The organism is Citrobacter sp. RHBSTW-00944, from assembly GCF_013615435.1.
Taxonomy (GTDB): domain Bacteria; phylum Pseudomonadota; class Gammaproteobacteria; order Enterobacterales; family Enterobacteriaceae; genus Citrobacter; species Citrobacter braakii.
The window spans coordinates 862,204-887,935 of record NZ_CP055418.1; the positions used below are offsets into that span (position 1 = coordinate 862,204).

Genomic DNA, 25,732 nt, shown 5'->3' on the forward strand with positions numbered 1-25,732 from the left:
TCATGGCTGATTACCAGGGTAAAAAAGTCGTCATTATCGGTCTGGGTTTGACTGGGCTGTCCTGCGTGGATTTCTTCCTGGCGCGTGGCGTGACGCCGCGCGTAATGGATACCCGCGCGACGCCGCCGGGCCTGGACAAATTACCGGAAGCGGTTGAGCGTCATGTTGGCAGTCTGAATGATGACTGGCTGCTGGCCGCTGATCTTATTGTCGCCAGCCCTGGTATTGCCCTGGCGCATCCTTCGTTGAGCGCCGCCGCAGATGCGGGAATTGAAATTGTCGGCGACATTGAGCTGTTCTGTCGCGAAGCACAGGCACCGATCGTCGCGATCACCGGTTCCAACGGGAAAAGTACAGTCACTACGCTGGTAGGTGAGATGGCGAAAGCGGCCGGTGTGAACGTGGGGGTTGGCGGTAATATTGGCCTGCCCGCGCTGATGCTGCTGGATGACGAACGTGAGCTGTATGTTCTGGAACTGTCGAGCTTCCAACTGGAAACGACCTCCAGCTTACAAGCCGTAGCCGCTACCATTTTGAACGTCACCGAAGACCATATGGACAGATATCCGTTTGGCTTGCAGCAGTACCGTGCGGCCAAACTGCGCGTCTATGAAAACGCGAAAGTGTGTGTGGTCAACGCTGATGATGCGCTGACCATGCCGGTTCGCGGGGCGGATGAGCGTTGCGTGAGCTTTGGCATCAACATGGGTGACTATCACCTGAACCGTCAGCAGGGCGAAACCTGGCTGCGAGTGAAGGGTGAAAAAGTTCTTAACGTGAAAGAGATGACGCTTTCCGGTCAGCATAACTATACCAACGCCCTGGCTGCGCTGGCGCTGGCGGATGCTGCGGGTCTGCCGCGGGCGTCGAGCCTGAAAGCGCTCACCACGTTTACCGGTCTGGCGCACCGTTTCCAGACTGTGCTTGAGCACAACGGCGTGCGCTGGATTAACGATTCTAAAGCCACCAACGTCGGCAGCACTGAAGCCGCGCTGAATGGCCTGCACGTTGACGGTACGTTGCACCTGTTGCTGGGGGGAGACGGGAAATCCGCTGACTTTACGCCGCTGCAACGATACCTGACCGGCGACAACATTCGTCTGTATTGCTTTGGTCGCGATGGCGCGCAGCTTGCCGCTCTGCGACCTGACGTTACGGAACAAACTGAAACCATGGAGCAGGCAATGCGTCTGCTCGCACCGCGCGTGAAGTCGGGCGATATGGTGCTGCTGTCGCCCGCCTGCGCCAGCCTCGACCAGTTCAAGAACTTTGAGCAACGCGGTGACGTATTTACCCGTCTGGCGAAGGAGTTGGGTTGATGCGCTTATCTCTCCCTCGTCTGAGAATGCCGCGCTTACCGGGACTGGGTATCCTGGCGTGGGTCTTCGCGGCACTTAAAGGCTGGGTGATGGCTTCGCGTGATAAAGACGCGGACAGCCTGATCATGTATGACCGCATGCTGCTGTGGTTGACCTTTGGTCTGGCAGCGATCGGTTTTGTGATGGTGACATCGGCATCGATGCCCGTAGGGCAACGCCTGGCGGGCGATCCTTTCCTGTTTGCTAAGCGTGACGCACTGTACATCTTCCTCGCCTTCTGCCTGGCGATGGTGACGCTGCGTCTGCCGATGGAGTTCTGGCAAAAGTACAGTACGACGATGCTGATAGCCTCGATCATCATGCTGCTGATTGTGCTGGTGGTGGGTAGCTCCGTTAACGGGGCGTCGCGCTGGATTGCGCTGGGGCCGCTGCGTATTCAGCCTGCGGAATTTACTAAGCTGTCGCTGTTCTGTTACCTCGCCAACTACCTGGTGCGTAAAGTTGATGAAGTGCGTAACAACCTGCGCGGTTTCTTAAAACCGATGGGTGTGATCCTGGTGCTGGCTATTTTACTGCTGGCACAGCCTGACCTTGGTACGGTGGTGGTGCTGTTCGTCACTACTCTGGCGATGCTGTTTCTCGCCGGAGCGAAACTGTGGCAGTTCATTGCCATTATCGGCATGGGGATTTCAGCGGTCGTGCTGCTGATCCTTGCCGAACCGTATCGTATTCGCCGCGTAACCTCCTTCTGGAACCCATGGGAAGATCCGTTCGGCAGTGGCTACCAGCTGACGCAATCCCTGATGGCCTTTGGTCGCGGTGAGGTTTGGGGGCAGGGCTTAGGTAATTCAGTCCAAAAACTGGAGTATTTACCAGAAGCGCACACCGACTTCATCTTCGCCATCATTGGGGAAGAACTGGGTTATATCGGTGTGGTATTGGCACTTTTAATGGTATTCTTCGTCGCTTTTCGCGCGATGTCGATTGGCCGTAAGGCGTTGGAAATTGACCACCGTTTTTCAGGCTTTTTAGCCTGCTCAATCGGGATCTGGTTTAGCTTCCAGGCACTGGTAAACGTCGGTGCGGCGGCGGGTATGCTGCCAACCAAAGGTCTGACGCTGCCGCTGATCAGTTATGGTGGTTCAAGTTTGTTGATTATGTCGACGGCCATCATGTTTTTGTTACGTATTGATTATGAAACGCGTCTGGAAAAAGCCCAGGCGTTTACACGAGGTGCACGATGAGTGGTCAACCGAAGCGGTTAATGGTGATGGCAGGCGGTACCGGCGGGCATGTATTCCCGGGGCTGGCGGTCGCGCACCATTTAATGGCCCAGGGCTGGCAGGTTCGTTGGCTGGGCACCGCCGATCGTATGGAAGCGGACTTAGTGCCGAAACACGGCATTGAAATTGACTTTATTCGTATCTCCGGTTTGCGTGGTAAAGGCGTCAATGCGCTGCTTGCCGCACCTGTGCGTATTTTTAATGCCTGGCGTCAGGCGCGCGCCATCATGAAGCAGTTTAAACCCGATGTGGTGCTGGGTATGGGCGGCTACGTGTCTGGCCCTGGCGGTCTGGCGGCCTGGTCATTAGGTATTCCGGTTGTACTGCATGAGCAGAACGGCATTGCGGGATTAACTAACAAATGGCTGGCGAAGATTGCCACTACGGTGATGCAGGCTTTTCCTGGCGCTTTCCCGAATGCGGAAGTGGTGGGCAACCCGGTGCGCACTGACGTGCTGGCGCTGCCGTTGCCAAAAGTGCGTCTGGCCGGGCGTGAAGGTCCGGTTCGTGTGTTGGTCGTCGGGGGATCTCAGGGTGCACGCGTACTGAACCAGACGATGCCGCAGGTTGCCGCAAAGCTTGGCGGCGCGGTGACTATCTGGCATCAGAGCGGCAAAGGCGCGCAGCAGACCGTTGAACAGGCGTATGCCGACGCGGGACAACCGCAGCACAAGGTCACTGAGTTTATTGATGATATGGCAGCGGCCTACGCGTGGGCTGATGTCGTGGTTTGTCGCTCAGGCGCGCTGACGGTGAGCGAAATTGCCGCCGCAGGTTTGCCTGCGCTGTTTGTGCCGTTCCAGCACAAAGACAGACAGCAGTATTGGAATGCGCTGCCGCTGGAGAAAGCGGGCGCCGCCAAAATTCTGGAGCAGCCGCAGTTTACTGTGGATGCCGTCGCCAGCACCCTTGCCGGGTGGTCGCGAGAAACGTTATTAACCATGGCAGAACGTGCGCGCGCCGCATCCATACCGGATGCCACAGAGCGCGTTGCAAATGAAGTGAGCCGGGCTGCCCGGGCGTAATTGTGGTGATGCCTTTTGCATCGCATGAACTAAGAAGTTAATGGCTAAAGAATGAATACACAACAACTGGCAAAACTGCGTTCCATCGTGCCCGAAATGCGTCGCGTTCGGCACATTCACTTTGTCGGCATCGGTGGTGCTGGTATGGGCGGTATTGCCGAAGTTTTGGCCAATGAAGGTTATCAGATCAGCGGTTCTGACTTAGCGCCGAATCCTGTGACGCAGCAGTTGACGAATCTGGGTGCCACGATTTTTTTCAACCATCGCCCGGAAAACGTGCGCGATGCGAGCGTGGTGGTGGTATCCAGCGCTATTTCTGCGGATAACCCGGAAATTGTTGCAGCGCATGAAGCACGTATTCCGGTGATTCGTCGTGCTGAAATGCTGGCGGAGTTAATGCGTTTTCGTCACGGTATTGCTATTGCCGGGACGCACGGTAAAACCACGACTACGGCAATGGTCTCCAGCATCTACGCGGAAGCGGGTCTGGATCCCACTTTTGTCAACGGCGGTCTGGTGAAGGCTGCAGGCGTGCATGCGCGCCTGGGTCATAGCCGTTATTTGATTGCTGAAGCGGATGAGAGCGACGCGTCGTTCCTACATTTGCAGCCGATGGTGGCGATTGTCACCAATATCGAAGCTGACCACATGGATACCTACCATGGCGACTTCGAAAATTTAAAGCAGACGTTTATTAATTTCCTGCATAACTTGCCGTTTTATGGTCGTGCGGTGATGTGCGTTGACGATCCGGTTATCCGCGAACTGTTACCGCGAGTTGGCCGTCAAACCACAACCTATGGTTTCAGTGATGATGCCGATGTGCGCGTTGAAGATTACCAGCAGATTGGTCCACAAGGACACTTCACGCTGGTGCGTCAGGGGATGGCCGATTTACGTGTTACGTTAAACGCGCCGGGTCGTCACAATGCACTGAACGCGGCGGCGGCAGTGGCGGTCGCGACGGAAGAAGGTATTGAAGACGACGCTATTCTGCGCGCGCTGGAAAGTTTCCAGGGTACCGGACGTCGTTTTGACTTCCTCGGCGAATTCCCGCTTGAGCCGGTGAACGGTAAAGCCGGGACCGCGATGCTGGTTGATGACTATGGCCACCACCCAACGGAAGTGGACGCCACGATTAAAGCCGCGCGCGCGGGCTGGCCGGACAAAAACCTGGTGATGCTGTTCCAGCCGCACCGGTTTACGCGTACACGCGATCTGTACGACGACTTTGCTAACGTGCTGACCCAGGTCGATGCGCTGTTGATGCTGGATGTGTATGCCGCGGGCGAAGCTGCGATTCCGGGTGCCGACAGCCGCTCGTTGTGCCGTACGATTCGTGGCCGCGGTAAGATCGATCCGATTCTGGTATCCGATCCGGCCCAGGTGGCAGAAATGCTGGCACCCGTATTAACCGGCAACGATCTGATTTTGGTGCAGGGCGCTGGAAATATCGGCAAAATCGCGCGTTCCTTAGCTGAAATCAAACTGAAGCCGCAAAACCCGGAGGAAGAACAACATGGCTGATAAAATCGCGGTCCTGTTAGGGGGAACCTCCGCTGAGCGTGAAGTATCGCTGAATTCAGGCGCGGCCGTATTGGCAGGGTTACGCGAAGGTGGTGTAGATGCCCATCCGGTTGACCCTAAAGAGGTCGATGTCACTCTTCTGAAATCTATGGGGTTTCAGAAGGTGTTTATTGCGCTGCATGGTCGTGGCGGTGAAGATGGCACATTGCAGGGCATGCTGGAGCTGATTGGCCTGCCGTATACCGGCAGCGGCGTCATGGCTTCCGCGATTTCCATGGACAAACTGCGCAGCAAGCTGCTGTGGCAGGGCGCAGGTTTACCCGTCGCCCCATGGGTTGCGCTGACCCGCGCTGAGTTCGAAAAAGGTCTTAGCGATGAAGCAGTTACAAAAATTTCTGCGTTAGGCTTGCCGCTGATTGTAAAGCCAAGCCGTGAAGGTTCCAGTGTAGGGATGTCAAAAGTTGAAGAAGAAAATGCTTTGCAGGGTGCATTAGCATTGGCTTTTCAGCATGATGAAGAAGTACTGATTGAAAAATGGCTCAGTGGCCCGGAATTTACAGTTGCGATACTTGGCGAAGAAATTTTACCGTCAATACGTATCCAACCCGCGGGAACCTTCTATGATTATGAGGCGAAGTATCTCTCTGATGAGACACAATATTTCTGCCCTGCTGGTCTGGAAGTCGAACAAGAAGCCTTTTTACAGGAATTAGTCCTGAAAGCGTGGACTGCATTGGGCTGTAAAGGTTGGGGTCGCATTGACGTCATGCTGGACAGCGATGGCCAGTTTTATCTGCTGGAAGCGAATACCTCTCCGGGTATGACCAGCCACAGCCTGGTGCCGATGGCAGCGCGTCAGGCGGGCCTGAGCTTCTCGCAGTTGGTGGTAAGAATTCTGGAGTTGGCGGACTGATATGTCGCAGGCTGCGCTGAACACGCGAAACGGTGATGAAGAAGAAGTAAACTCCTCACGCCGCAATAATGGAACGCGTCTTGCAGGAATACTGTTCCTGCTGACAGTGCTGTGCACCGTGTTTGTCAGCGGCTGGGTAGTGTTGGGATGGATGGAAGATGCGCAGCGCCTGCCATTGTCAAAACTGGTGTTAACCGGCGAACGGCATTACACGCGCAATGATGATATCCGTCAGTCCATCCTGGCGCTGGGCGCTCCGGGAACATTTATGACTCAGGATGTGAATATCATCCAGAGTCAGATTGAACGCCTCCCCTGGATCAAACAGGCGAGCGTCAGAAAGCAATGGCCTGATGAATTGAAGATTCATCTGGTTGAATATGTGCCAATAGCGCGTTGGAATGACCAACATATGGTGGATGCCGAAGGAAATACCTTCAGTGTCCCAACCGGTCGGGCCAATAAGCAGGTATTACCTATGTTGTACGGACCGGAAGGCAGCGCAAGTGAAGTGCTGCAAGGGTTCCGCGATATGGGGCAGGTGCTGGCTAAGGACAGATTCACCCTGAAGGAAGCGGCAATGACCGCTCGTCGTTCCTGGCAGTTGACGCTGAATAACGATATTAAGCTAAATCTGGGCAGGGGCGATACGATAAAACGTTTGGCTCGCTTTGTGGAACTCTACCCGGTTTTACAGCAGCAGGCGCAAACCGATGGCAAACGGATTAGCTACGTTGATTTGCGTTATGACTCAGGAGCGGCAGTAGGCTGGGTTCCCTTGCCTCCTGAGGAATCTAATCAGCAACAGAATCAGGCACAGGCAGAACAACAATGATCAAGGCGACGGACAGAAAACTGGTAGTTGGACTGGAGATTGGCACCGCGAAGGTAGCCGCTTTAGTAGGGGAAGTTCTGCCCGACGGTATGGTCAATATCATTGGCGTGGGCAGTTGCCCATCGCGAGGTATGGATAAAGGCGGGGTGAATGACCTTGAGTCAGTGGTGAAGTGCGTACAGCGCGCCATTGACCAGGCTGAACTGATGGCAGATTGCCAGATCTCTTCAGTGTATCTGGCGCTTTCCGGTAAACATATTAGCTGTCAGAATGAAATTGGTATGGTGCCCATTTCCGAAGAGGAAGTGACGCAGGAAGATGTGGAAAACGTGGTACATACGGCAAAATCCGTACGCGTTCGCGATGAACATCGTGTTCTGCACGTCATCCCGCAGGAATACGCCATCGACTACCAGGAAGGTATCAAAAATCCGGTCGGTCTTTCCGGTGTGCGTATGCAGGCAAAAGTCCATCTTATTACCTGCCACAACGACATGGCGAAGAATATTGTCAAAGCCGTTGAACGTTGTGGTCTGAAAGTTGACCAACTGATTTTTGCCGGGTTGGCAGCCAGTTATTCCGTATTGACGGAAGATGAACGTGAACTGGGTGTCTGCGTGGTGGATATTGGTGGTGGTACAATGGACATCGCCGTTTATACTGGCGGGGCGTTGCGCCACACTAAAGTTATCCCTTATGCAGGGAATGTCGTGACCAGCGATATCGCGTATGCCTTTGGTACGCCGCCGAGCGATGCTGAAGCCATCAAAGTGCGTCATGGCTGCGCACTGGGTTCCATCGTGGGTAAAGACGAGAGCGTTGAAGTGCCAAGCGTTGGTGGTCGTCCGCCGCGTAGCCTGCAACGTCAGACTCTGGCAGAGGTCATTGAGCCGCGTTATACCGAGCTGCTCAACCTGGTCAACGAAGAAATTTTGCAATTACAAGAACAGCTTCGCCAGCAGGGTGTGAAACATCATCTGGCGGCGGGGATTGTGTTAACCGGCGGCGCTGCGCAAATTGAAGGTCTTGCGGCCTGCGCACAGCGTGTGTTCCATACACAAGTACGTATTGGCGCACCGCTGAATATTACCGGTCTGACGGATTATGCCCAGGAGCCGTATTATTCAACGGCGGTAGGGCTGCTGCACTACGGGAAAGAATCCCATTTAAGTGGTGAGGCTGAAGTAGAAAAGCGCGTAACTGCCTCGGTCGGATCGTGGATCAAGCGACTGAATAGCTGGTTACGTAAAGAGTTTTAATTTTTAAAGAGACCGACGCAAATTAACGGTCTCAGGCGACAGGCACTACACAAAGTCATTCAAGTTGCATCGCGGCGGCAACTGAGCGAATCTCCTGGAGCATAGTTTACTATGTCACGGGAGTGAGTGAAGGCAGCCAACAACGAGGCGGCTTGAAGGATGAAGTGTAAAACGGAGAGAGAAACTATGTTTGAACCTATGGAACTAACCAACGACGCGGTGATTAAAGTCATCGGCGTCGGTGGCGGCGGCGGTAATGCCGTTGAACACATGGTGCGTGAGCGCATCGAAGGTGTTGAATTCTTCGCGGTGAATACCGACGCTCAGGCGTTGCGTAAAACGGCGGTTGGACAGACCATTCAGATTGGTAGCGGCATCACCAAAGGTCTGGGCGCGGGTGCAAACCCGGAAGTCGGTCGTAATGCGGCAGACGAAGATCGCGAAGCTCTGCGCGCAGCGCTTGACGGCGCAGACATGGTGTTTATCGCAGCTGGCATGGGCGGCGGTACCGGTACCGGTGCAGCGCCAGTGGTAGCTGAAGTCGCAAAAGATTTAGGTATCCTGACCGTTGCTGTCGTGACTAAGCCTTTCAACTTTGAAGGCAAGAAGCGTATGGCATTCGCGGAGCAGGGTATCACCGAACTGTCCAAACACGTGGACTCTCTGATCACTATCCCGAACGACAAACTGCTGAAAGTACTGGGCCGTGGTATCTCCCTGCTGGATGCATTTGGCGCAGCGAACGACGTGCTGAAAGGCGCAGTCCAGGGTATCGCTGAACTGATTACTCGTCCGGGCCTGATGAACGTCGACTTTGCAGACGTGCGCACCGTGATGTCCGAAATGGGCTACGCGATGATGGGTTCTGGCGTGGCGAGCGGTGAAGACCGTGCAGAAGAAGCGGCTGAAATGGCTATCTCTTCTCCGCTGCTGGAAGATATCGATCTGTCCGGCGCGCGCGGTGTGCTGGTTAACATTACTGCGGGCTTCGACCTGCGTCTGGATGAGTTCGAAACCGTGGGTAACACGATTCGTGCCTTTGCATCGGATAACGCGACTGTGGTTATCGGTACCTCTCTGGACCCGGATATGAACGACGAACTGCGCGTGACCGTTGTTGCGACTGGAATTGGTATGGACAAGCGTCCTGAAATCACTCTGGTGACCAACAAACAGGTACAGCAGCCGGTAATGGATCGTTACCAGCAGCACGGTATGGCGCCGTTGACGCAAGAGCAGAAACCTGTAGCGAAAGTGGTTAACGACAATACGCCGCAAACCACGAAAGAGCCGGATTATCTGGATATCCCTGCATTCCTGCGTAAGCAAGCTGATTAAGAATTAGCTGGAATTTGGGAATTGTGGCTCTTTGTGCTAAACTGGCCCACCGAATGTATAGTACACTTCGGTTGGATAGGTAATTTGGCGAGATTATACGATGATCAAACAAAGGACTCTTAAACGTATCGTTCAGGCGACTGGCGTCGGTTTGCATACCGGCAAAAAAGTCACCCTGACATTACGCCCTGCGCCGGCCAACACCGGGGTCATCTATCGTCGCACCGACTTGAATCCTCCGGTAGATTTCCCGGCCGATGCCAAATCTGTGCGTGATACCATGCTCTGTACGTGTCTGGTCAATGAGCATGATGTGCGGATTTCAACCGTAGAGCACCTTAATGCTGCTCTGGCGGGCTTAGGTATCGATAACATCGTTATTGAAGTTAACGCCCCGGAAATCCCGATTATGGATGGCAGTGCCGCTCCGTTCGTTTACCTGCTGCTTGATGCAGGTATTGAAGAACTGAGCAGCGCCAAAAAATTTGTTCGCATCAAAGAGACCGTTCGTGTCGAAGATGGCGATAAGTGGGCTGAGTTTAAGCCGTATAATGGTTTTACGTTGGATTTCACCATCGACTTTAACCATCCGGCGATCGACTCCAGCACGCAGCGCTACGCGATGAACTTCTCTGCGGATGCGTTCATGCGCCAGATCAGCCGCGCGCGTACTTTCGGCTTCATGCGTGATATCGAATATCTGCAGTCCCGCGGCCTGTGCCTGGGCGGCAGCTTCGATTGTGCCATCGTTGTTGACGATTATCGCGTATTGAACGAAGACGGCCTGCGTTTTGAAGACGAATTCGTTCGTCACAAAATGCTCGACGCGATTGGTGACTTGTTCATGTGTGGTCACAACATTATTGGTGCATTCACCGCGTTTAAATCCGGTCATGCACTGAATAACAAACTATTGCAGGCAGTCCTGGCAAAACAGGAAGCCTGGGAATATGTGACCTTCCAGGACGATGCAGAACTGCCGTTGGCGTTCAAAGCACCTTCGACTGTACTGGCATAACGACATACGCTGTCGCATAAATTCGACTGGTAAATCTGGCACTCTCTCCGGCCAGGTGAGCCAGTCGTTTTTTTATCTTCCGATTGCAAAACCACCTTATCTGAAGCGACTTTTTCCCCACCGACAGATTAAAACACCGTTCGATCGCTGCTTTCTTAAGCATATTTACCCGCGACTTGCTGTCATTACTGCTGTGGAGCGTACGCTTTAATGGTAATATTTATGCGCAAAAAAAATGGTTTTGCATTTGTAACCCCAAACGCAGGGTATATCAGGTGGCAATAACGTGAGTGGAATACTGACGCGTTGGCGACAGTTAGGCAGACGGTACTTCTGGCCGCATCTCCTGTTGGGGATGGTCGCGGCTAGCTTTGGCCTGCCTGCGCTCGGTAATGCTGCTGAACCTAATACTCCCGCGAAGGCGACCGCTAGCAATCACGATCAATCTGCCAAAGTTAACTTTAGCCAGCTTGCTTTGCTGGAGGCGACCAATCGCCGCCCGAACTTTACCGTTGACTACTGGCATCAGCATGCCATTCGTACGGTCATTCGCCATCTTTCTTTTGCTATGGCTCCTCAGGCGCTGCCTGTTGCCGAAGAGCCGTTGCCAATCCAGGCGCACCATCTTGCGTTACTGAATACGCTCAGTGCGATGCTGACGCAAGAAGGCAGACCGCCCGCGGCCGTGAGTCGCGTGACATATGCCCATTTTACCTCTCAGGCCGCATTTAGCGTTCCGGTCTGGATCAGCCAGCTGCAGGGTATCCGCGCTGGCCCTCAACGCCTCAGCTAAAAAAGAACCTTCCAACTTATAATTTTTGACTCCGCACCGCGGGGCGTTTGAGATTTTATTATGCTAATCAAATTATTAACAAAAGTATTCGGTAGCCGTAACGAGCGTACGCTGCGTCGTATGCGTAAAGTGGTCAATGTCATCAATGCAATGGAACCGGAGATGGAAAAACTCTCCGATGATGAACTGAAAGCGAAGACCGCTGAATTCCGCGCCCGTCTGGAAAAAGGCGCCAGCGTTGAAAGCCTGATCCCGGAAGCCTTCGCGGTGGTCCGCGAAGCGAGTAAGCGTGTGTTCGGCATGCGTCATTTCGACGTACAGCTGCTGGGTGGTATGGTGCTTAACGATCGCTGCATCGCGGAAATGCGTACCGGTGAAGGTAAAACCCTGACCGCAACGCTGCCAGCCTACCTCAACGCCTTAAGCGGGAAAGGTGTACACGTGGTTACCGTGAACGACTACCTGGCTCAGCGTGACGCCGAAAATAACCGCCCGCTGTTTGAATTCCTCGGCATGACCGTGGGTATCAACATGTCTGGCCTGCCTGCGCCAGCCAAGCGTGAAGCCTACAATGCCGATATTACTTACGGTACCAACAACGAATACGGCTTTGACTACCTGCGCGACAACATGGCGTTTAGTCCGGAAGAGCGCGTTCAGCGTAAACTGCACTATGCGCTGGTCGATGAAGTCGACTCCATCCTGATCGATGAAGCGCGTACGCCGCTGATCATTTCCGGTCCGGCTGAAGACAGCTCGGAAATGTATAAAAAAGTGAACAAAATCATCCCGCACCTGATTCGTCAGGAGAAGGACGATTCCGACACGTTCCAGGGGGAAGGCCACTTCTCTGTTGATGAGAAAGCGCGCCAGGTCAACCTGACCGAACGTGGTCTGGTACTGATTGAAGAGCTGTTGGTTAACGAAGGCATTATGGATGAGGGCGAGTCGCTGTACTCTCCGGGCAACATTATGCTGATGCACCACGTGACTGCTGCACTGCGCGCGCACGTGCTGTTTACCCGCGACGTTGACTATATCGTGAAAGACGGCGAAGTTATCATCGTCGACGAACACACCGGTCGTACCATGCAGGGCCGCCGCTGGTCCGATGGTCTGCACCAGGCTGTTGAAGCCAAAGAAGGCGTAGATATCCAAAACGAGAACCAGACGCTGGCATCCATTACCTTCCAGAACTACTTCCGTTTGTACGAAAAACTGGCCGGTATGACCGGTACAGCAGATACTGAAGCCTTTGAATTCAGCTCCATCTACAAACTGGATACCGTTGTTGTGCCGACCAACCGCCCGATGATCCGTAAGGATTTACCGGATCTGGTGTACATGACTGAAGCGGAAAAAATTCAGGCGATCATTGAAGATATTAAAGAGCGTACCGCAAATGGCCAGCCGGTGCTGGTTGGTACTATCTCTATTGAAAAATCGGAAGTGGTTTCTAATGAGCTGAACAAGGCGGGTATCAAACACAACGTTCTGAACGCCAAGTTCCACGCCAACGAAGCCGCAATCGTCGCCCAGGCGGGTTATCCGTCCGCCGTGACTATCGCGACAAACATGGCAGGTCGTGGTACCGATATCGTGCTGGGAGGTAGCTGGCAAGCGGAAATTGCCGAGCTGGAGGACCCGACTCCAGAACAAATCGCGCAGATCAAAGCCGAGTGGCAGGTTCGCCATGATGCGGTGTTAGCAGCAGGTGGTTTACATATTATCGGTACCGAGCGTCACGAATCTCGTCGTATAGATAACCAGCTGCGTGGTCGTTCTGGTCGTCAGGGGGATGCGGGGTCTTCTCGTTTCTATCTGTCGATGGAAGATGCGCTGATGCGTATTTTTGCTTCTGACCGCGTGTCCGGCATGATGCGTAAACTGGGCATGAAGCCTGGTGAAGCGATTGAACACCCGTGGGTGACTAAAGCGATTGCAAACGCGCAGCGTAAAGTAGAAAGCCGCAACTTCGATATTCGTAAGCAACTGCTGGAATATGATGACGTTGCCAATGACCAGCGTCGCGCAATCTACACCCAGCGTAACGAACTGCTGGACGTAACTGACGTTAGCGAAACCATTAATAGCATCCGTGAGGATGTCTTCAAAGCGACGATTGATGCCTATATTCCGCCGCAGTCTCTGGAAGAAATGTGGGATATCCCGGGTCTGCAGGAACGTCTGAAAAACGACTTCGATCTGGAAATGCCTATTTCAGAGTGGCTGGATAAAGAGCCTGAGCTGCATGAGGAAACGCTGCGCGAACGTATTCTGGCAAACGCCATCGAAGTTTATCAGCGTAAAGAAGAAGTTGTGGGCGCGGAGATGATGCGTCACTTCGAAAAAGGCGTGATGCTGCAAACTCTCGATTCTCTGTGGAAAGAGCACCTTGCGGCGATGGATTACCTGCGTCAGGGTATCCACCTGCGTGGTTATGCGCAAAAAGATCCGAAGCAGGAATACAAGCGTGAATCCTTCTCTATGTTTGCATCAATGCTGGAATCACTGAAGTACGAAGTGATCAGTACCCTGAGCAAAGTTCAGGTACGTATGCCTGAAGAAGTAGAAGCGATGGAGCAGCAACGTCGTGAAGACGCTGAACGTTTAGCGCAGATGCAGCAGTTGAGCCATAAGGGTGACGATTCTGCCGCGGCAGAAGAGCTGGCAGCACAAACTGGCGATCGTAAAGTGGGTCGTAACGATCCGTGTCCTTGCGGTTCCGGCAAAAAGTACAAACAGTGCCATGGCCGCCTGAGTTAAGAAAATAACTTACTGAAAAGGCGCAGAATTCTGCGCCTTTTTTATGGACGATAAAGATGAAAATACTGCAGATCGCTGTCGGGATTATTCGCAACCAGCACCATGAAATTTTTATAACCCAGCGTGCGGCTGATGCCCACATGGCCAATAAGCTGGAGTTCCCCGGCGGGAAAATTGAAGCGGGCGAAACGCCGGAGCAGGCGCTGATTCGCGAGTTACAGGAAGAAGTAGGCATTACGCCGACTCAAAGCTCACTGTTCGAAAAGCTGGAGTACCAGTTTCCGGACCGGCATATCACTCTGTGGTTCTGGCTGGTTGAAAGCTGGGAAGGCGAACCGTGGGGGAAAGAGGGGCAACCGGCGCAGTGGATTGCGCAAGATGCTCTGAATGCAGAAGATTTTCCGCCTGCGAATGCGCCGGTAATTGAAAAGCTGATTGCTGGATAAAGGTGTTCGTAGGCCGGATTAGGCAACCCCACCATCCGGCAAATTAGGGCGGGGTCGCTACGCTTGCCCGCCTTACGTTTTAGCTGAATTACTTCTGCTCTTCACTCCAGTCGTCGTTTTCCGACAGATCACCAGAGCTTGGGATACGTTTCTCTTCTGCGGCCCACTCACCCAGATCGATTAACTGGCAGCGCTTGCTGCAGAATGGGCGAAACGGGCTGACTTCACCCCACACTACGGGTTTGCCGCAGGTTGGGCAGTTGACGATGGTTTGTTCAGACATGTTGACTCCTTAACAGCACGCCAGATCAAAATCGAGACGCTCAGGCACCTGGCCATTCTCGCTATCCAGCGGCATAAAGCGAATAGCAAAGCGGCTCTTATGACCAGAAATTTGCGGATAAAGCTGCGAATCAAGCGGCAGCTGCAAGCGAAGCAGATCGGCATCTTCGCCGTTGTCCTGATAAAAACCATTCAAGCTGGTTTGCTTACGGAATGGCGCAGAGTTGCGAATTAAATCCAGCACCAGCGACAGTGCCTGATTGAGCGGATTCAGACTTGCAAGCCATGTTTCAACCTGCGCGTCGCGATGCGACTGCGGTAGATGTAACCAAATATGCAGGGTCGGCAGATCGAAACTGCAGCATCCGCCAGGAATGCTTAAACGCTGACGTACAAGGCCAATTAGACGATCTTCGCGCAGCGTCTGTCCAATGCGCGGAGCCGAAATCAGAATGCTGCCCGCGCTTTTTAACTGCTGGCGCAATGCGTCGATCCTGTTTTGATCGACGCCGGGAACTTCAACCCAGGCCTGGAGTTTACGCTGTTGTCTTTCCAGCTCTTTGAGGAGTTCGGTACGGACTTCGCCGCGTTCAAAGACATCCAGTAAGTCTCCGATGTTGCGGAAAAAATGCAGTGCGCCTGCATGGTCCGCTATGGGTACATTAACGGAGAGCTGTTGGATTAAAAACTCAATGCGCAGCCATGTACGCATCTTCTCATTGAGAGGGTGTTCAAAAAGGACCTGGGTGTGCATTACGGTTTTTCCTGTGAGACAAACTGCAACGCGCATTGCAGATAGAGCGCGTGCAGGCGGGCGACATCCGAGGCGATGGCCTCCGGTGCGCCATTATTATCAATAACATCGTCTGCCACGGCCAGACGCGCTTCGCGCGTTGCCTGGGCAGCAAGAATTTGTTCAACATGCTCACGCGTGACGTCATCGCGCTGCATAGTGCGTCTGAGCTGTGTCTCGGGGGTAACATCCACCACGAGTACGCGGTTGGCTTTTTTATACAGCGAATTTTCCACCAGCAAAGGTACAACCCACAACAGATAAGGGGAGGTTGCTTGCTGAAACTGGCGCTGCGTTTCCTGCTGAATAAGCGGATGGAGCAGGGCATTCAGCCAGCTTTTCTCCTCAGGACTGGAAAAAATGCGTTCGCGTAAAATGCGTCGCTGCAACGATCCGTCGGCAGCTATAACTTCGGTACCAAAATGTTCTTCGATCGCCTTAAGGGCTGGGGTACCGGGTTCAACCACCTGGCGCGCAATAATATCTGCATCAATGACGTTTATTCCGAGGTCAGCGAACGCATTTGCAACGGTACTTTTACCACTGCCAATGCCGCCGGTTAAGGCTACCGTATACCTCATAGATGCAGATCCTGGAGTTTAAGTTTGATTATCAAACAGTTAAAAGTTAAGCGTGCGACGGCGAGGCTGCAGGATTAACCTACTATTCGCCAGGTAAATTTATGGGATTGTAGCGTAAAAAAAGAGAATTTCGCAGTCTTGCGCGGCATTGATTAGTGCGTATGATAGCGTCACTGGAGTTGTGAGTTTCGATTTTTCGCCATTAACCCCAGGAATCCGCACATGCGTATCGAAGAAGATCTGAAGTTAGGTTTCAAAGACGTTCTTATCCGCCCTAAGCGTTCTACTCTCAAAAGCCGTTCCGATGTTGAGCTGGAACGTCAATTTACCTTTAAGCACTCAGGTCAGACCTGGTCCGGCGTACCGATTATTGCCGCGAACATGGACACTGTCGGGACGTTTGCCATGGCAACGGCGCTGGCATCCTTCGACATCCTGACTGCGGTACACAAACACTATTCTGTTGAAGACTGGGCTGCTTTCATCGCAGAGAGCTCTGCTGATGTGCTCAAACATGTAATGGTTTCAACCGGTACCTCTGATGCCGATTTCGAAAAAACCAAACAGATTCTGGCGCTCAACCCGGCGCTGAACTTTATCTGCATTGATGTGGCAAATGGCTACTCAGAGCATTTTGTTCAGTTTGTGTCGAAAGCGCGTGAAGCATGGCCGACAAAAACAATTTGTGCGGGCAATGTGGTTACTGGAGAAATGTGTGAAGAGCTGGTACTTTCCGGCGCGGACATTGTTAAAGTCGGCATTGGCCCGGGTTCTGTATGTACCACACGTGTAAAAACCGGCGTTGGCTACCCACAGCTTTCTGCGGTTATTGAATGTGCCGATGCAGCTCACGGTCTGGGCGGCATGATTGTCAGTGACGGCGGCTGCACAATGCCGGGTGACGTGGCAAAAGCGTTCGGCGGTGGCGCGGACTTCGTTATGCTCGGCGGTATGTTGGCCGGTCATGAAGAAAGCGGCGGAAAAATTGTTGAAGAGAACGGTGAGAAATTCATGCTGTTCTACGGCATGAGCTCTGAATCAGCCATGACGCGTCACGTCGGTGGTGTTGCACAATACCGCGCTGCGGAAGGTAAAACCGTTAAGTTGCCTCTGCGTGGCCCGGTTGATAACACTGCACGCGATATCCTTGGTGGCCTGCGTTCTGCCTGTACCTATGTCGGTGCATCTCGCCTGAAAGAACTGACCAAACGTACAACGTTTATTCGTGTACAGGAACAAGAAAACCGCGTTTTCAATAGCCTGTAAGAACAGGTAGTACTATGACATGCCGGATAAGCTGTGCGCCATCCGGCATTTGAATTTATCCCCCCCCGCTCATCGCATCTCCTAAATGAAAAATCGGCAAATACATCGCAACGACCAGCGTACCGATTATCAGCCCCGTAATGACCAGTAACGCAGGCTCGAGTAGTGCAGCCAGATTCTCTGCCTGAGACAATGTTTTCTCGCCGTGGTGATAGGCGAGATTACGCAGCATTACATCCAGCGAGCCGGAAGCCTCACCTGTTCTGACCAACTGTATGCACAATGGGCTGAATTCACCGCAATTTTTGAGTGCTAACCAGACCGGTTTTCCGGCGCTGATGTCGTGATGTACCTGCGCTAAGCGTTGCGACCAGAAAGGGTTGGCCAACGTTTCAGTGACGCTCTCAAGGCCTTGCAGAAAAGGAATACCTGCATTTTGCGTTAACGCCAGAACAGTGAAGATCTGCGTGAGCTTTTGCCCTCTCACCATCGGCCCTATGACCGGGAAGCCGAGCAGCAATTTCTGGCGCAGAGTGAGCCAGTATGGCTTCTGCTTCATCAGGTGATATGCCGCACCCGCTACCAGGATGAATGCTCCCGCCAGCCATCCCCATTGGCTGCTAAAATGCGCGATGGCAATAATCCACTGAGTGAGTGCCGGTAGCGGGGTGTTAAACGTCTGGTAAATGGCGGCAAACTCAGGGAGTACAAACTGCAGCATCGCGAATACCACCATCACTGCCATCGTGATGATGAATATCGGATAGCGTAGGGCTTTTTTAACTTTATCCGCCAGTTGCTGTTGATTCTTCTGCTGGCGAGCGAGTTCAAAGCAGCAGTCGTCCAGCTTACCCGTAAGCTCTCCGGTACGGATCATTGCCTGATAAAGAGGCGGAAAAACGTGTTGCCACTGAGATAGCGAGGTGGAGAGAGAAATACCCTGTTCCATATCGTGAGCCAGCGTGCGCAGTAGCGCTTGCCATTGGCTGCTGGGATGCTGTTCAGCCAACAAAGCTAAACTTGCCGAGAGTGTTAGCCCTGCTTTCAGCAACGTCGCCAGTTGATGTATGGTTTCAGCGCTTTTTTCACGGCTCCATTGTGAGGCTTTGACACGCATACGATTAATGCGCAGCGGCGTAATATGCCGTTGCTCGAGAGCAAGCATCAATGAGGGGCGGGTATCGGCCCAAAGTACGCCTTCCAGTGGATTACCTTCGTTGCTAATACCTTGCCAGCGCCAAAGCAGTTTAGCTGACATGGGGCATGCCCAGTACGCGTACCAACTCTTCAAATGTTGTTAACCCTTGTTCGACGGCCTTGCAACCATTTTCGAAAAGCGTGCTCATCCCCAGTTGCTGAGCATTCGATTCCACTCCGTCTACGGACGTACCGTTGGCGATGCTCTGGCGCAATGCAGGTGTAACGGGGAGAACTTCAAACAATGCCGTACGGCCATAAAATCCGTGATAGCAATGTTGGCAGCCCGGAGCCTTCCAACGAGGCAGTGGCGTAGGCCAGATCGCTTCCGGGAGCATGATCGGCGTTTCCAGACGTTGTCGGCAATGGGGACACAATTTTCTCACCAACCGCTGCGCAATAACGAGCGTCAGCGCGGAGGCGATCATCCAGCGTGCAACCCCCATTTGCTGCAAGCGTATTAGTGTTTCTGTGGTGGAATTGGTATGCAGTGTTGATAGAACCAGATGACCGGTTTGTGCGGCTTTAAGGGCTATTTCAGCCGTTTCGCCATCACGGATTTCACCCACCATGATAATGTCGGGATCCTGACGCAGCAGCGCGCGCAATACTCCCTGAAAAGTGAGACCGGCACGTGGATGAATTTGTGTTTGGTTAAGACCTGCGATCGGGATCTCTACTGGATCTTCCACGCTACAGAGGTTAACGTCCGGAGTGTTTCGGGTCTGCAGCGCACTGTACAGCGTGACCGTTTTACCGCTTCCGGTCGGTCCGGTGACCAGAATCAGCCCCTGAGGCTGCTGCAACGCTTGTGAAAATGCTGCCAGCTGCGCGTCCTGCATTCCCAGCGCGGTGATTTCCAGCGCTTGATCGACCTGATGCAGTAGCCGTAGCACCACTTTTTCGCCAAAGCGACAGGGCAGGGTGGCGATGCGAAACGAGACCGGCTCTCCTGAAATCTCAACGGTAAACTGGCCGTCTTGCGCAAGTCGGTGCTCGGCAATATCCAGACTGCCTAAAACTTTTAGTCTGGCAGTGATGGCGATACCCATCTCGGTCGTGACGTCCGGTAAAGCATGCAGTACGCCATCCACACGTAATCTGATGCGATAGTGATTTTCCGCTGGCTCAAAATGAATATCAGAAGCCCGTTGCACCAGAGCGGATTGAAACGTCTGATTCAGCAAATCTGCTGCGCTGGCGCTGCTTTTCGTGACCACTGCCGGGAGCATTTTCTGTGGCGTATGCGTGTGGCCTTCCATTTGTTGACGCGTCCAGCAGACGATGTCGATACGTCGGGTGGTGGCAAAATGCAGTGCGTCCAGCAATTCGTGGGACGGAGCGTCCACGACGGCGATGTGCACCACTTCATTGTCTGCATCCAGTAATATTCCCTGATGACGTTGGCACAGCGCCGTAAGTTGGGTGGTATTCATCTCTTTTCCTTAATTAATATCGAAACGGAAAACATCTTCACAGGCCTGTTGCAATGCGCTGTCATTCTGGATAACGCAGTTACGGCTCCAGCCGGTAATACCGTTGGCATTGTCCCAACCCGGCGTCATGGTGATGCTTAACCCGTTCAGGCTTTCTTGTCCGCTGAGGCTGACCACTCCTTTTTCAACGCTCATGGCGGAGACATAACGGGTGGTGGCTGGAGAAGGGATGCCATTCGTTCCGGCATCACAGGTTGTTGTTCCGCCATGCTCCAGCGCACAGAGCTCAACCGCCGTGCGATAGGGAACAAAGGTTTGCAGCATGTCTGTTAACGCGGCTTTGCGCAGATAGTTTTGATAAGCCGGAATACCGATGGCGCTAAGGATGGCAATAATGCCAATGACCACCATGAGTTCGATAAGTGTGAAGCCTCGTTGCTTGTCCATCGTTCGCTCCTTGAGTTAGCTGGCGCTACTTTGGCAAACGCTCGGGGTCACGGCGAGAGGCAAAAAACAGAACGGGAAGGCGGGTTCCGAGGATTTTTATGAAATTACAGAGTCAGACAACGTATTTGCGAAGAGGCTCGAAGAAACAGCCGTATGGCGGCGTAAACGCTTATCCGGCCGATAGAAAAACCGGCGTGATGGGCCCGATAAGTGAAAGTACTATCGGGCTAAACCATCAGTAATTAGCGAAAACGCATAGAGAGATCGAGCGCGCGAACATGCTTGGTCAGCGCGCCAACAGAGATGAAATCCACGCCGGTTTCAGCAAATTCGCGCAGAGTTTCATGAGTGACGTTACCCGACACTTCCAGACGCGCCTGGCCGTTGGTGCGTTTTACCGCTTCCCGCATTTGGTCAGTTTCGAAGTTATCGAGCATGATGATGTCGGCCCCTGCTTTCAGCGCGTCGTCCAGTTCATCCAGGCTTTCTACTTCGACTTCAACCGGCACATCCGGGTGCAGCCAGAAGGCTTTTTCAACGGCCTGACGTACCGAACCTGAAGCAATAATGTGGTTTTCTTTAATCAGGAAAGCGTCAGAAAGGCCCAGACGATGATTCGCGCCGCCGCCGCATAATACGGCGTATTTCAGCGCAGTACGCAGCCCCGGCAGAGTTTTACGTGTATCCAGCAGTTGGGTTTTTGTTCCCGCCAGCAGGTCGACATATTTACGCACCTCGCTCGCCACACCCGAAAGCGTCTGTACAAAATTAAGCGCGGTACGTTCGCCGGTTAGCAGTACGCGGGAAGGGCCGTCCAGTTCAAATAGCGGCTGATTGGCCTTAATGCTGTCGCCATCTTCGACATGCCAGATGATGTTGACATCATCGCCAGCCAGTTGAATAAAGACCTCTTCCACCCAACGTTTTCCACAAAAAACGCCATCTTCGCGGGTGATCACGGTGGCGTGGGAGCGCATCTCCGCGGGTAAAAGCTGTGCGGTGATATCGTTATTGGCATCAACTTCTCCGCCTAAATCTTCACGCAGCGCCTGAGCTACAGCGGCAGGGATATCCAGATTTATGCGTTCCAACAGCGCGTCACGTCGGTAGTCAGGGTTATAGCGGCGAGGCGGCATGATAAAACTCCAAATTGCTAACGAATCATAAGGTGGAAACATGCTACCCTGAACCTGATATGAGCACCACCAATAAGGAGATTCTGCATGTTGTTAGACGAGGGCTGGCTGGCAGAGGCGCGACGCGTTCCCTCTCCTCATTACGATTGCCGCCCAGATGACGAAAACCCTTCTCTGCTGGTGGTGCATAATATCAGCCTGCCGCCCGGCGAGTTTGGCGGCCCGTGGATCGATGCGCTGTTTACGGGCACGATTGATCCCAATGCCCATCCTTATTTTGCCGGGATCGCCCATTTGCGCGTTTCGGCACATTGTTTAATTCGCCGTGACGGTGAAATTGTGCAGTATGTCCCCTTTGATAAACGCGCCTGGCATGCTGGCGTGTCGAACTATCAAGGCCGCGAACGCTGTAATGATTTCTCAATTGGTATTGAGCTGGAAGGGACGGATACGCTGGCCTATACCGATGCGCAGTATCAGCAACTGGCAGCCGTGACGAATGCCCTGATTACGCGTTATCCGGCCATTGCCAACAACATGACAGGACATTGCAATATTGCGCCCGAGCGTAAGACCGATCCCGGGCCCTCTTTTGACTGGGCAAGGTTTCGCGCCCTGGTCACCCCCTCGTCGCACAAGGAGATGACATGACGCTGTTTACAACATTACTGGTGTTGATTGTTGAACGCCTGTTTAAGCTGGGTGAGCACTGGCAGCTTGATCACCGGGTTGAAGCTTTTTTCCGCCGGGTGAAGCATTTTTCGATGATGCGTACGGTAGGCATGGCCCTTATTGCGATGGGGGTGACGTTCCTGCTGCTGCGCGCACTTCAAGGCCTGTTGTTTAACGTGCCTTTGCTGGTGGCGTGGATCTTAATTGGTTTGCTGTGCATCGGCGCTGGCAAGACGCGTCTTCATTATCATGCCTATCTGAACGCGGCTGCTCGCGATGACGCTCACGCCCGTGAAGCGATGGCCAGCGAGCTGACCCTGATTCATGGGATTCCGCCTGAGTGCGATGAGCGTGAGTTCTTGCGCGAACTGCAGAACGCGCTGTTATGGAACAACTTTCGCTTTTATCTGGCGCCGTTATTCTGGCTGATTGTCGGTGGCCCGTGGGGACCGGTGACGCTGGTGGGTTATGCCTTTCTACGTGCCTGGCAGTCCTGGCTGGCGCGCTATCAGACGCCGCACCAGCGTTTGCAATCAGGTATCGATGCGATCCTGCATGTGCTGGACTGGATCCCGGTGCGCCTGGCGGGTGTCGTCTATGCGCTGCTGGGGCACGGCGAGAAGGCGTTGCCTGCCTGGTTTGCGTCGCTGGCGGATCTGCATACTTCGCAATATCAGGTGCTTACTCGCCTTGCGCAGTTTTCTTTAGCGCGTGAACCACATACCGATAAAGTCGCAACGCCAAAAGCCGCGGTTTCGATGGCGAAGAAGACCTCGTTTGTGGTGGTGGTGGTCATTGCCGTGTTGACCATTTATGGCACATTAATTTAAGCCATTATTGGTGGATGGCGCTGCGCTTATCCGTCGAGGAAAAAAATTGGCCCGGTCGCTTTGTGCTTGCGGGCCAATCTTTCAAAGCGTATCAGCAGGCGGGATGCCAAAATCTGGCATCCCGTTTTCGTTCCAGCGCACCAGCTTCAGACGAGTGTGGCGGTTTGGATCGTATAGCGGATCGCCCTCGATTTCAGTGTAATTTCTCGCGTGGTACACCAGCACATCTTCACCTTCCGGCGTTTGCGTAAAGCTGTTGTGCCCCGGCCCGTATTGGCGGTTTTCGTAGCTGGTGGTAAAGACCGGGCGCGGCGATTTGTGCCAGTTCTGCGGGTTGAGCGGATCGGCATTGAGATCAATCCACAATAATCCCATACAGTAGTTCTCATCGGTGGCGCTGGCGGAATAGCTGATAAACAGCTTGTCACCGTGAACCATGACGGCCGGGCCTTCGTTGACCCAAAAACCCCGGCATTCCCAGTCATACTCTGGATGACTGAGCATTACCGGCTCGCCTTTAATCGTCCATGGATTTTCCAGTTCGGCGAGATAGATATTGGAGTTTCCGGCGATATCGGGGGATTTCTGCGCCCACAGATACCACTGTTTTCCCTGATGGTTAAAGGTGGTGGCATCGAGCGCGAAGGTATCAAACTGCGTTTTAATCTGCCCTTTCTCTGTCCATTGGCCGGTCAGCGGATCGGCGTCTGCACATTCGAGCGCAAACATACGGTGCTGGAACATCCCCAGCTTGTCGAGTGCCTGTGTGTGGGCGGCGGCAAAATAGATGTACCACTTGCCTGCCAGATGATGGATCTCAGGTGCCCAGATCAGTTGGCTCATGGGGCCGTTTTCTGGTTTGCGCCAGACGACAACCGGGATAGCGGTGCGTAACCCTTCCAGCGAGTCCGCCCGGCGGATCTCCAGACGATCGTATTCGGGCACTGAAGCAATGAAATAGTAGTGGCTACCGTCACGTAAAATAAACGGGTCAGCACGCTGTTCAATAAAGGGGTTTGGCCACTGATTCATTAGGCTTTCCTTACGTTTTCAGTCGTTTTTATATCGTGGTACTCATTCAGTTCACGGTAGTTGGCGCGGCGCTTTTCTAAATCTGTCTGGATTTGTTGCATAAACTCGCGGTCAACTTTCAGCAGACGAACTACGCCTGCGGTAATCAGGTAGCCTACACCCGGTATGATGGTAAACAGCAGCATAATACCGTTAATGGCGGAGTCGCTTTGCGCTTTCGCCCCTGCGTCGTAGCCGTACCAGGAGAGCAGGAAACCAACCATCGCTCCGGCAATCGCCAGGCCCAGTTTCAGGAAGAACAGGTTGCCGGAGAAGCTGATTCCGGTGATACGTTGACCGGTTTTCCACTCGCCGTAGTCATCGACATCTGCCATCAGCGACCAGTGCAGTGGGGATGGGATCTGGTGCAGAATGTTGAGCAGGAAGTAAAGCACCATAATCATCATGGTGGCTTTAGGATCGAAGAAGTAAAACGCGCCGGAGAAAATCGCCAGGATGATATTGGTCCAGAAGAAGACTTTCAGTTTGCACCAGCGATCGGTTAACACCTTCGCCAGCATGCTGCCGATCATCATGCCCACAACGCCAAGGCTGATAAACAGCGTTGCGAACTGCGTGCTTTGCTGCATAACCCAGGTTACGTAGTACATGGTGGCAGCCATGCGAATAAAGCCCGGACAGACGTTGCACAGGGTTAACAGCAGGATTTTTACCCACTGATCGTTCTTCCATACGTCTTTCAGGTCGGCTTTTAAATCGTCGTTAGTCGGGACGGCAGGACGTACGCGCTCACGGACGGTTGCAAAGCAAAACAGGAACATACACATGCCGATGAAGGCCAGCACTGCCATCGCCATCTGATAGCCTTTAGCTTTATCTTCCCCGCCAAACCAGTCCGCCATTGGCAGCAAGGTGAGGGAGAGCAGCAGGGTTGCAATTCCTACCAACACAAAGCGATATGACTGGCAGGCGACACGTTCCTTTGGATCGTTAGTGATGACGCTGCCGAGCGAGCAGTAAGGGATATTGATCGCCGTATAGGTGATAGAGAGCAGGAAGTAGGTGACGAACGCATAGATTACTTTGCTGTTATATGTCCACTCAGGGGTGGTAAACATGAGTACGCTAAATAATGCGTATGGGAAAGCCATCCACAAAAGCCATGGACGAAATCGACCATATTTGCTGCGGGTGCGGTCGGCCATCGCGCCCATAATAGGGTCGGTAACGGCATCTATAACGCGTACTGAGAGCAGTAACACGCCGACCAGGGCCGGTGCCAGGCCAAAAATATCTGTGTAAAAATAGTTAACAAACAACATGATGGCGCCAAAGATGATGTTGCATCCGGCGTCGCCCATTCCATAGCCGATCTTTTCTTTCACCGTGAGCTTACTGGTTTCCATCAACTGCACTCCATTAATAAGATATGGAGATAATTATTGTCTGGGAGAGGTGTTTTTGCGTTGCAGTATAACGCCAGTGATATGGACGAAACAGTCGTGAGTGGGAAAGTGTGAGGCAGGTAACAACCCCCA

General features: G+C 53.2%; 24 protein-coding genes. 15 read left to right on the top strand and 9 right to left on the bottom strand.

The window, feature by feature from the left end; translation table 11 throughout:
- The first annotated feature begins 2 nt into the window (after positions 1-2).
- From murD to mutT, 12 genes are all read left to right on the top strand, one after another.
- Positions 3-1,319, top strand: coding sequence for a UDP-N-acetylmuramoyl-L-alanine--D-glutamate ligase (gene murD, locus HV334_RS04050; RefSeq protein WP_016151695.1), 1,317 nt, complete (start codon positions 3-5; stop codon positions 1,317-1,319).
- A complete protein-coding gene (gene ftsW / locus HV334_RS04055) occupies positions 1,319-2,563 on the top strand; it encodes a cell division protein FtsW (RefSeq protein WP_016151696.1) in 1,245 nt (414 codons plus the stop codon). Before murD ends, ftsW begins: the two co-directional genes overlap by 1 nt.
- A complete protein-coding gene (murG, locus tag HV334_RS04060) occupies positions 2,560-3,627 on the top strand; it encodes an undecaprenyldiphospho-muramoylpentapeptide beta-N-acetylglucosaminyltransferase (RefSeq protein WP_019078373.1) in 1,068 nt (355 codons plus the stop codon). The genes ftsW and murG overlap by 4 nt, the downstream gene beginning before the upstream one ends.
- 51 nt (positions 3,628-3,678) lie before the next feature.
- Positions 3,679-5,154 (top strand): UDP-N-acetylmuramate--L-alanine ligase, encoded by a 1,476-nt coding sequence (murC, locus tag HV334_RS04065; RefSeq protein ID WP_016151698.1) that lies wholly within the window; start codon positions 3,679-3,681, stop codon positions 5,152-5,154.
- Positions 5,147-6,067, top strand: coding sequence for a D-alanine--D-alanine ligase (locus HV334_RS04070; RefSeq protein ID WP_016151699.1), 921 nt, complete (start codon positions 5,147-5,149; stop codon positions 6,065-6,067). Before murC ends, HV334_RS04070 begins: the two co-directional genes overlap by 8 nt.
- A 1-nt stretch (position 6,068) precedes the next feature.
- The gene (ftsQ, locus tag HV334_RS04075) at positions 6,069-6,902 is read left to right on the top strand and encodes a cell division protein FtsQ (RefSeq protein ID WP_003018758.1); all 834 of its coding nucleotides are present in this window, start codon (positions 6,069-6,071) and stop codon (positions 6,900-6,902) included.
- Positions 6,899-8,161: a cell division protein FtsA gene (gene ftsA, locus HV334_RS04080; RefSeq protein WP_003018755.1), complete on the top strand. Its 1,263-nt coding sequence runs from the start codon at positions 6,899-6,901 to the stop codon at positions 8,159-8,161. The genes ftsQ and ftsA overlap by 4 nt, the downstream gene beginning before the upstream one ends.
- A gap of 186 nt (positions 8,162-8,347) precedes the next feature.
- The gene (gene ftsZ, locus HV334_RS04085) at positions 8,348-9,499 is read left to right on the top strand and encodes a cell division protein FtsZ (RefSeq protein ID WP_003018753.1); all 1,152 of its coding nucleotides are present in this window, start codon (positions 8,348-8,350) and stop codon (positions 9,497-9,499) included.
- Positions 9,500-9,599: 100 nt separating this feature from the next.
- Positions 9,600-10,517, top strand: a complete 918-nt coding sequence (gene lpxC, locus HV334_RS04090) for a UDP-3-O-acyl-N-acetylglucosamine deacetylase (RefSeq protein WP_016151700.1) — start codon at positions 9,600-9,602, stop codon at positions 10,515-10,517.
- 286 nt (positions 10,518-10,803) lie between these two features.
- Positions 10,804-11,310: a secA translation cis-regulator SecM gene (gene secM, locus HV334_RS04095; protein ID WP_016151701.1), complete on the top strand. Its 507-nt coding sequence runs from the start codon at positions 10,804-10,806 to the stop codon at positions 11,308-11,310.
- Positions 11,311-11,370: 60 nt separating this feature from the next.
- Positions 11,371-14,076: a preprotein translocase subunit SecA gene (gene secA, locus HV334_RS04100; protein WP_016151702.1), complete on the top strand. Its 2,706-nt coding sequence runs from the start codon at positions 11,371-11,373 to the stop codon at positions 14,074-14,076.
- A gap of 56 nt (positions 14,077-14,132) precedes the next feature.
- A complete protein-coding gene (gene mutT / locus HV334_RS04105; RefSeq protein ID WP_046275370.1) occupies positions 14,133-14,522 on the top strand; it encodes an 8-oxo-dGTP diphosphatase MutT in 390 nt (129 codons plus the stop codon).
- An 88-nt stretch (positions 14,523-14,610) separates the two neighbouring features.
- Here the strand turns inward: mutT and yacG are convergent, their stop codons facing one another.
- The 3 genes from yacG to coaE are packed head-to-tail and all read right to left on the bottom strand — an operon-like array spanning position 14,611 to position 16,178.
- Entirely contained in the window at positions 14,611-14,805 is a 195-nt protein-coding gene (yacG, locus tag HV334_RS04110; protein ID WP_016151704.1) for a DNA gyrase inhibitor YacG, read from the bottom strand.
- 9 nt (positions 14,806-14,814) lie between these two features.
- Positions 14,815-15,558, bottom strand: coding sequence for a cell division protein ZapD (gene zapD / locus HV334_RS04115; protein WP_016151705.1), 744 nt, complete (start codon positions 15,556-15,558; stop codon positions 14,815-14,817).
- Positions 15,558-16,178: a dephospho-CoA kinase gene (gene coaE / locus HV334_RS04120; protein ID WP_016155692.1), complete on the bottom strand. Its 621-nt coding sequence runs from the start codon at positions 16,176-16,178 to the stop codon at positions 15,558-15,560. The genes zapD and coaE overlap by 1 nt, the downstream gene beginning before the upstream one ends.
- Positions 16,179-16,400: 222 nt before the next feature.
- On the opposite strand from coaE, the gene HV334_RS04125 reads away from it, so the two are divergent.
- Positions 16,401-17,444: a GMP reductase gene (locus HV334_RS04125; protein WP_003829510.1), complete on the top strand. Its 1,044-nt coding sequence runs from the start codon at positions 16,401-16,403 to the stop codon at positions 17,442-17,444.
- Between the two features lie 55 nt (positions 17,445-17,499).
- Here the strand turns inward: HV334_RS04125 and hofC are convergent, their stop codons facing one another.
- The 4 genes from hofC to nadC all read right to left on the bottom strand — a co-directional run bounded on the left by hofC (position 17,500) and on the right by nadC (position 21,660).
- Complete coding sequence (gene hofC, locus HV334_RS04130; protein WP_181221204.1) at positions 17,500-18,702, bottom strand: protein transport protein HofC; 1,203 nt, start codon at positions 18,700-18,702, stop codon at positions 17,500-17,502.
- Entirely contained in the window at positions 18,692-20,077 is a 1,386-nt protein-coding gene (gene gspE, locus HV334_RS04135) for a type II secretion system protein GspE (RefSeq protein WP_047499859.1), read from the bottom strand. Before gspE ends, hofC begins: the two co-directional genes overlap by 11 nt.
- A 9-nt stretch (positions 20,078-20,086) precedes the next feature.
- Entirely contained in the window at positions 20,087-20,524 is a 438-nt protein-coding gene (gene ppdD / locus HV334_RS04140; protein WP_016151710.1) for a prepilin peptidase-dependent pilin, read from the bottom strand.
- 242 nt (positions 20,525-20,766) lie between these two features.
- Positions 20,767-21,660, bottom strand: coding sequence for a carboxylating nicotinate-nucleotide diphosphorylase (nadC, locus tag HV334_RS04145; protein WP_181221205.1), 894 nt, complete (start codon positions 21,658-21,660; stop codon positions 20,767-20,769).
- A gap of 87 nt (positions 21,661-21,747) precedes the next feature.
- Between nadC and ampD the strand changes: the two genes are divergently transcribed.
- Together ampD and ampE are read left to right on the top strand one after the other, a co-directional pair.
- A complete protein-coding gene (gene ampD, locus HV334_RS04150; protein WP_016151712.1) occupies positions 21,748-22,311 on the top strand; it encodes a 1,6-anhydro-N-acetylmuramyl-L-alanine amidase AmpD in 564 nt (187 codons plus the stop codon).
- Positions 22,308-23,162 (top strand): beta-lactamase regulator AmpE, encoded by an 855-nt coding sequence (gene ampE, locus HV334_RS04155; protein WP_016155697.1) that lies wholly within the window; start codon positions 22,308-22,310, stop codon positions 23,160-23,162. The genes ampD and ampE overlap by 4 nt, the downstream gene beginning before the upstream one ends.
- 81 nt (positions 23,163-23,243) lie before the next feature.
- On the opposite strand, the gene HV334_RS04160 is transcribed toward ampE, so the two are convergent.
- Complete coding sequence (locus tag HV334_RS04160) at positions 23,244-24,194, bottom strand: family 43 glycosylhydrolase (protein WP_019078383.1); 951 nt, start codon at positions 24,192-24,194, stop codon at positions 23,244-23,246.
- Positions 24,194-25,600: an MFS transporter gene (locus HV334_RS04165; RefSeq protein ID WP_181221206.1), complete on the bottom strand. Its 1,407-nt coding sequence runs from the start codon at positions 25,598-25,600 to the stop codon at positions 24,194-24,196. Before HV334_RS04165 ends, HV334_RS04160 begins: the two co-directional genes overlap by 1 nt.
- Positions 25,601-25,732: the final 132 nt, after the last annotated feature.

Excerpts from the sequence above, each read along its gene's own strand:
- ftsW (WP_016151696.1), top strand. The coding sequence starts at position 1,319 with ATGCGCTTATCTCTCCCTCGTCTGAGAATGCCGCGCTTACCGGGACTG.
- ampD (WP_016151712.1), top strand. The coding sequence starts at position 21,748 with ATGTTGTTAGACGAGGGCTGGCTGGCAGAGGCGCGACGCGTTCCCTCT.
- murC (WP_016151698.1), top strand. The coding sequence starts at position 3,679 with ATGAATACACAACAACTGGCAAAACTGCGTTCCATCGTGCCCGAAATG.
- ampE (WP_016155697.1), top strand. The coding sequence starts at position 22,308 with ATGACGCTGTTTACAACATTACTGGTGTTGATTGTTGAACGCCTGTTT.
- secA (WP_016151702.1), top strand. The coding sequence starts at position 11,371 with ATGCTAATCAAATTATTAACAAAAGTATTCGGTAGCCGTAACGAGCGT.
- HV334_RS04125 (WP_003829510.1), top strand. The coding sequence starts at position 16,401 with ATGCGTATCGAAGAAGATCTGAAGTTAGGTTTCAAAGACGTTCTTATC.
- nadC (WP_181221205.1), bottom strand. The coding sequence starts at position 21,660 with ATGCCGCCTCGCCGCTATAACCCTGACTACCGACGTGACGCGCTGTTG.
- murD (WP_016151695.1), top strand. The coding sequence starts at position 3 with ATGGCTGATTACCAGGGTAAAAAAGTCGTCATTATCGGTCTGGGTTTG.
- ftsA (WP_003018755.1), top strand. The coding sequence starts at position 6,899 with ATGATCAAGGCGACGGACAGAAAACTGGTAGTTGGACTGGAGATTGGC.
- lpxC (WP_016151700.1), top strand. The coding sequence starts at position 9,600 with ATGATCAAACAAAGGACTCTTAAACGTATCGTTCAGGCGACTGGCGTC.
- HV334_RS04160 (WP_019078383.1), bottom strand. The coding sequence starts at position 24,194 with ATGAATCAGTGGCCAAACCCCTTTATTGAACAGCGTGCTGACCCGTTT.
- HV334_RS04165 (WP_181221206.1), bottom strand. The coding sequence starts at position 25,600 with ATGGAAACCAGTAAGCTCACGGTGAAAGAAAAGATCGGCTATGGAATG.
- ftsQ (WP_003018758.1), top strand. The coding sequence starts at position 6,069 with ATGTCGCAGGCTGCGCTGAACACGCGAAACGGTGATGAAGAAGAAGTA.
- hofC (WP_181221204.1), bottom strand. The coding sequence starts at position 18,702 with ATGTCAGCTAAACTGCTTTGGCGCTGGCAAGGTATTAGCAACGAAGGT.
- ppdD (WP_016151710.1), bottom strand. The coding sequence starts at position 20,524 with ATGGACAAGCAACGAGGCTTCACACTTATCGAACTCATGGTGGTCATT.
- murG (WP_019078373.1), top strand. The coding sequence starts at position 2,560 with ATGAGTGGTCAACCGAAGCGGTTAATGGTGATGGCAGGCGGTACCGGC.
- mutT (WP_046275370.1), top strand. The coding sequence starts at position 14,133 with ATGAAAATACTGCAGATCGCTGTCGGGATTATTCGCAACCAGCACCAT.
- yacG (WP_016151704.1), bottom strand. The coding sequence starts at position 14,805 with ATGTCTGAACAAACCATCGTCAACTGCCCAACCTGCGGCAAACCCGTA.
- HV334_RS04070 (WP_016151699.1), top strand. The coding sequence starts at position 5,147 with ATGGCTGATAAAATCGCGGTCCTGTTAGGGGGAACCTCCGCTGAGCGT.
- ftsZ (WP_003018753.1), top strand. The coding sequence starts at position 8,348 with ATGTTTGAACCTATGGAACTAACCAACGACGCGGTGATTAAAGTCATC.
- gspE (WP_047499859.1), bottom strand. The coding sequence starts at position 20,077 with ATGAATACCACCCAACTTACGGCGCTGTGCCAACGTCATCAGGGAATA.
- zapD (WP_016151705.1), bottom strand. The coding sequence starts at position 15,558 with ATGCACACCCAGGTCCTTTTTGAACACCCTCTCAATGAGAAGATGCGT.
- coaE (WP_016155692.1), bottom strand. The coding sequence starts at position 16,178 with ATGAGGTATACGGTAGCCTTAACCGGCGGCATTGGCAGTGGTAAAAGT.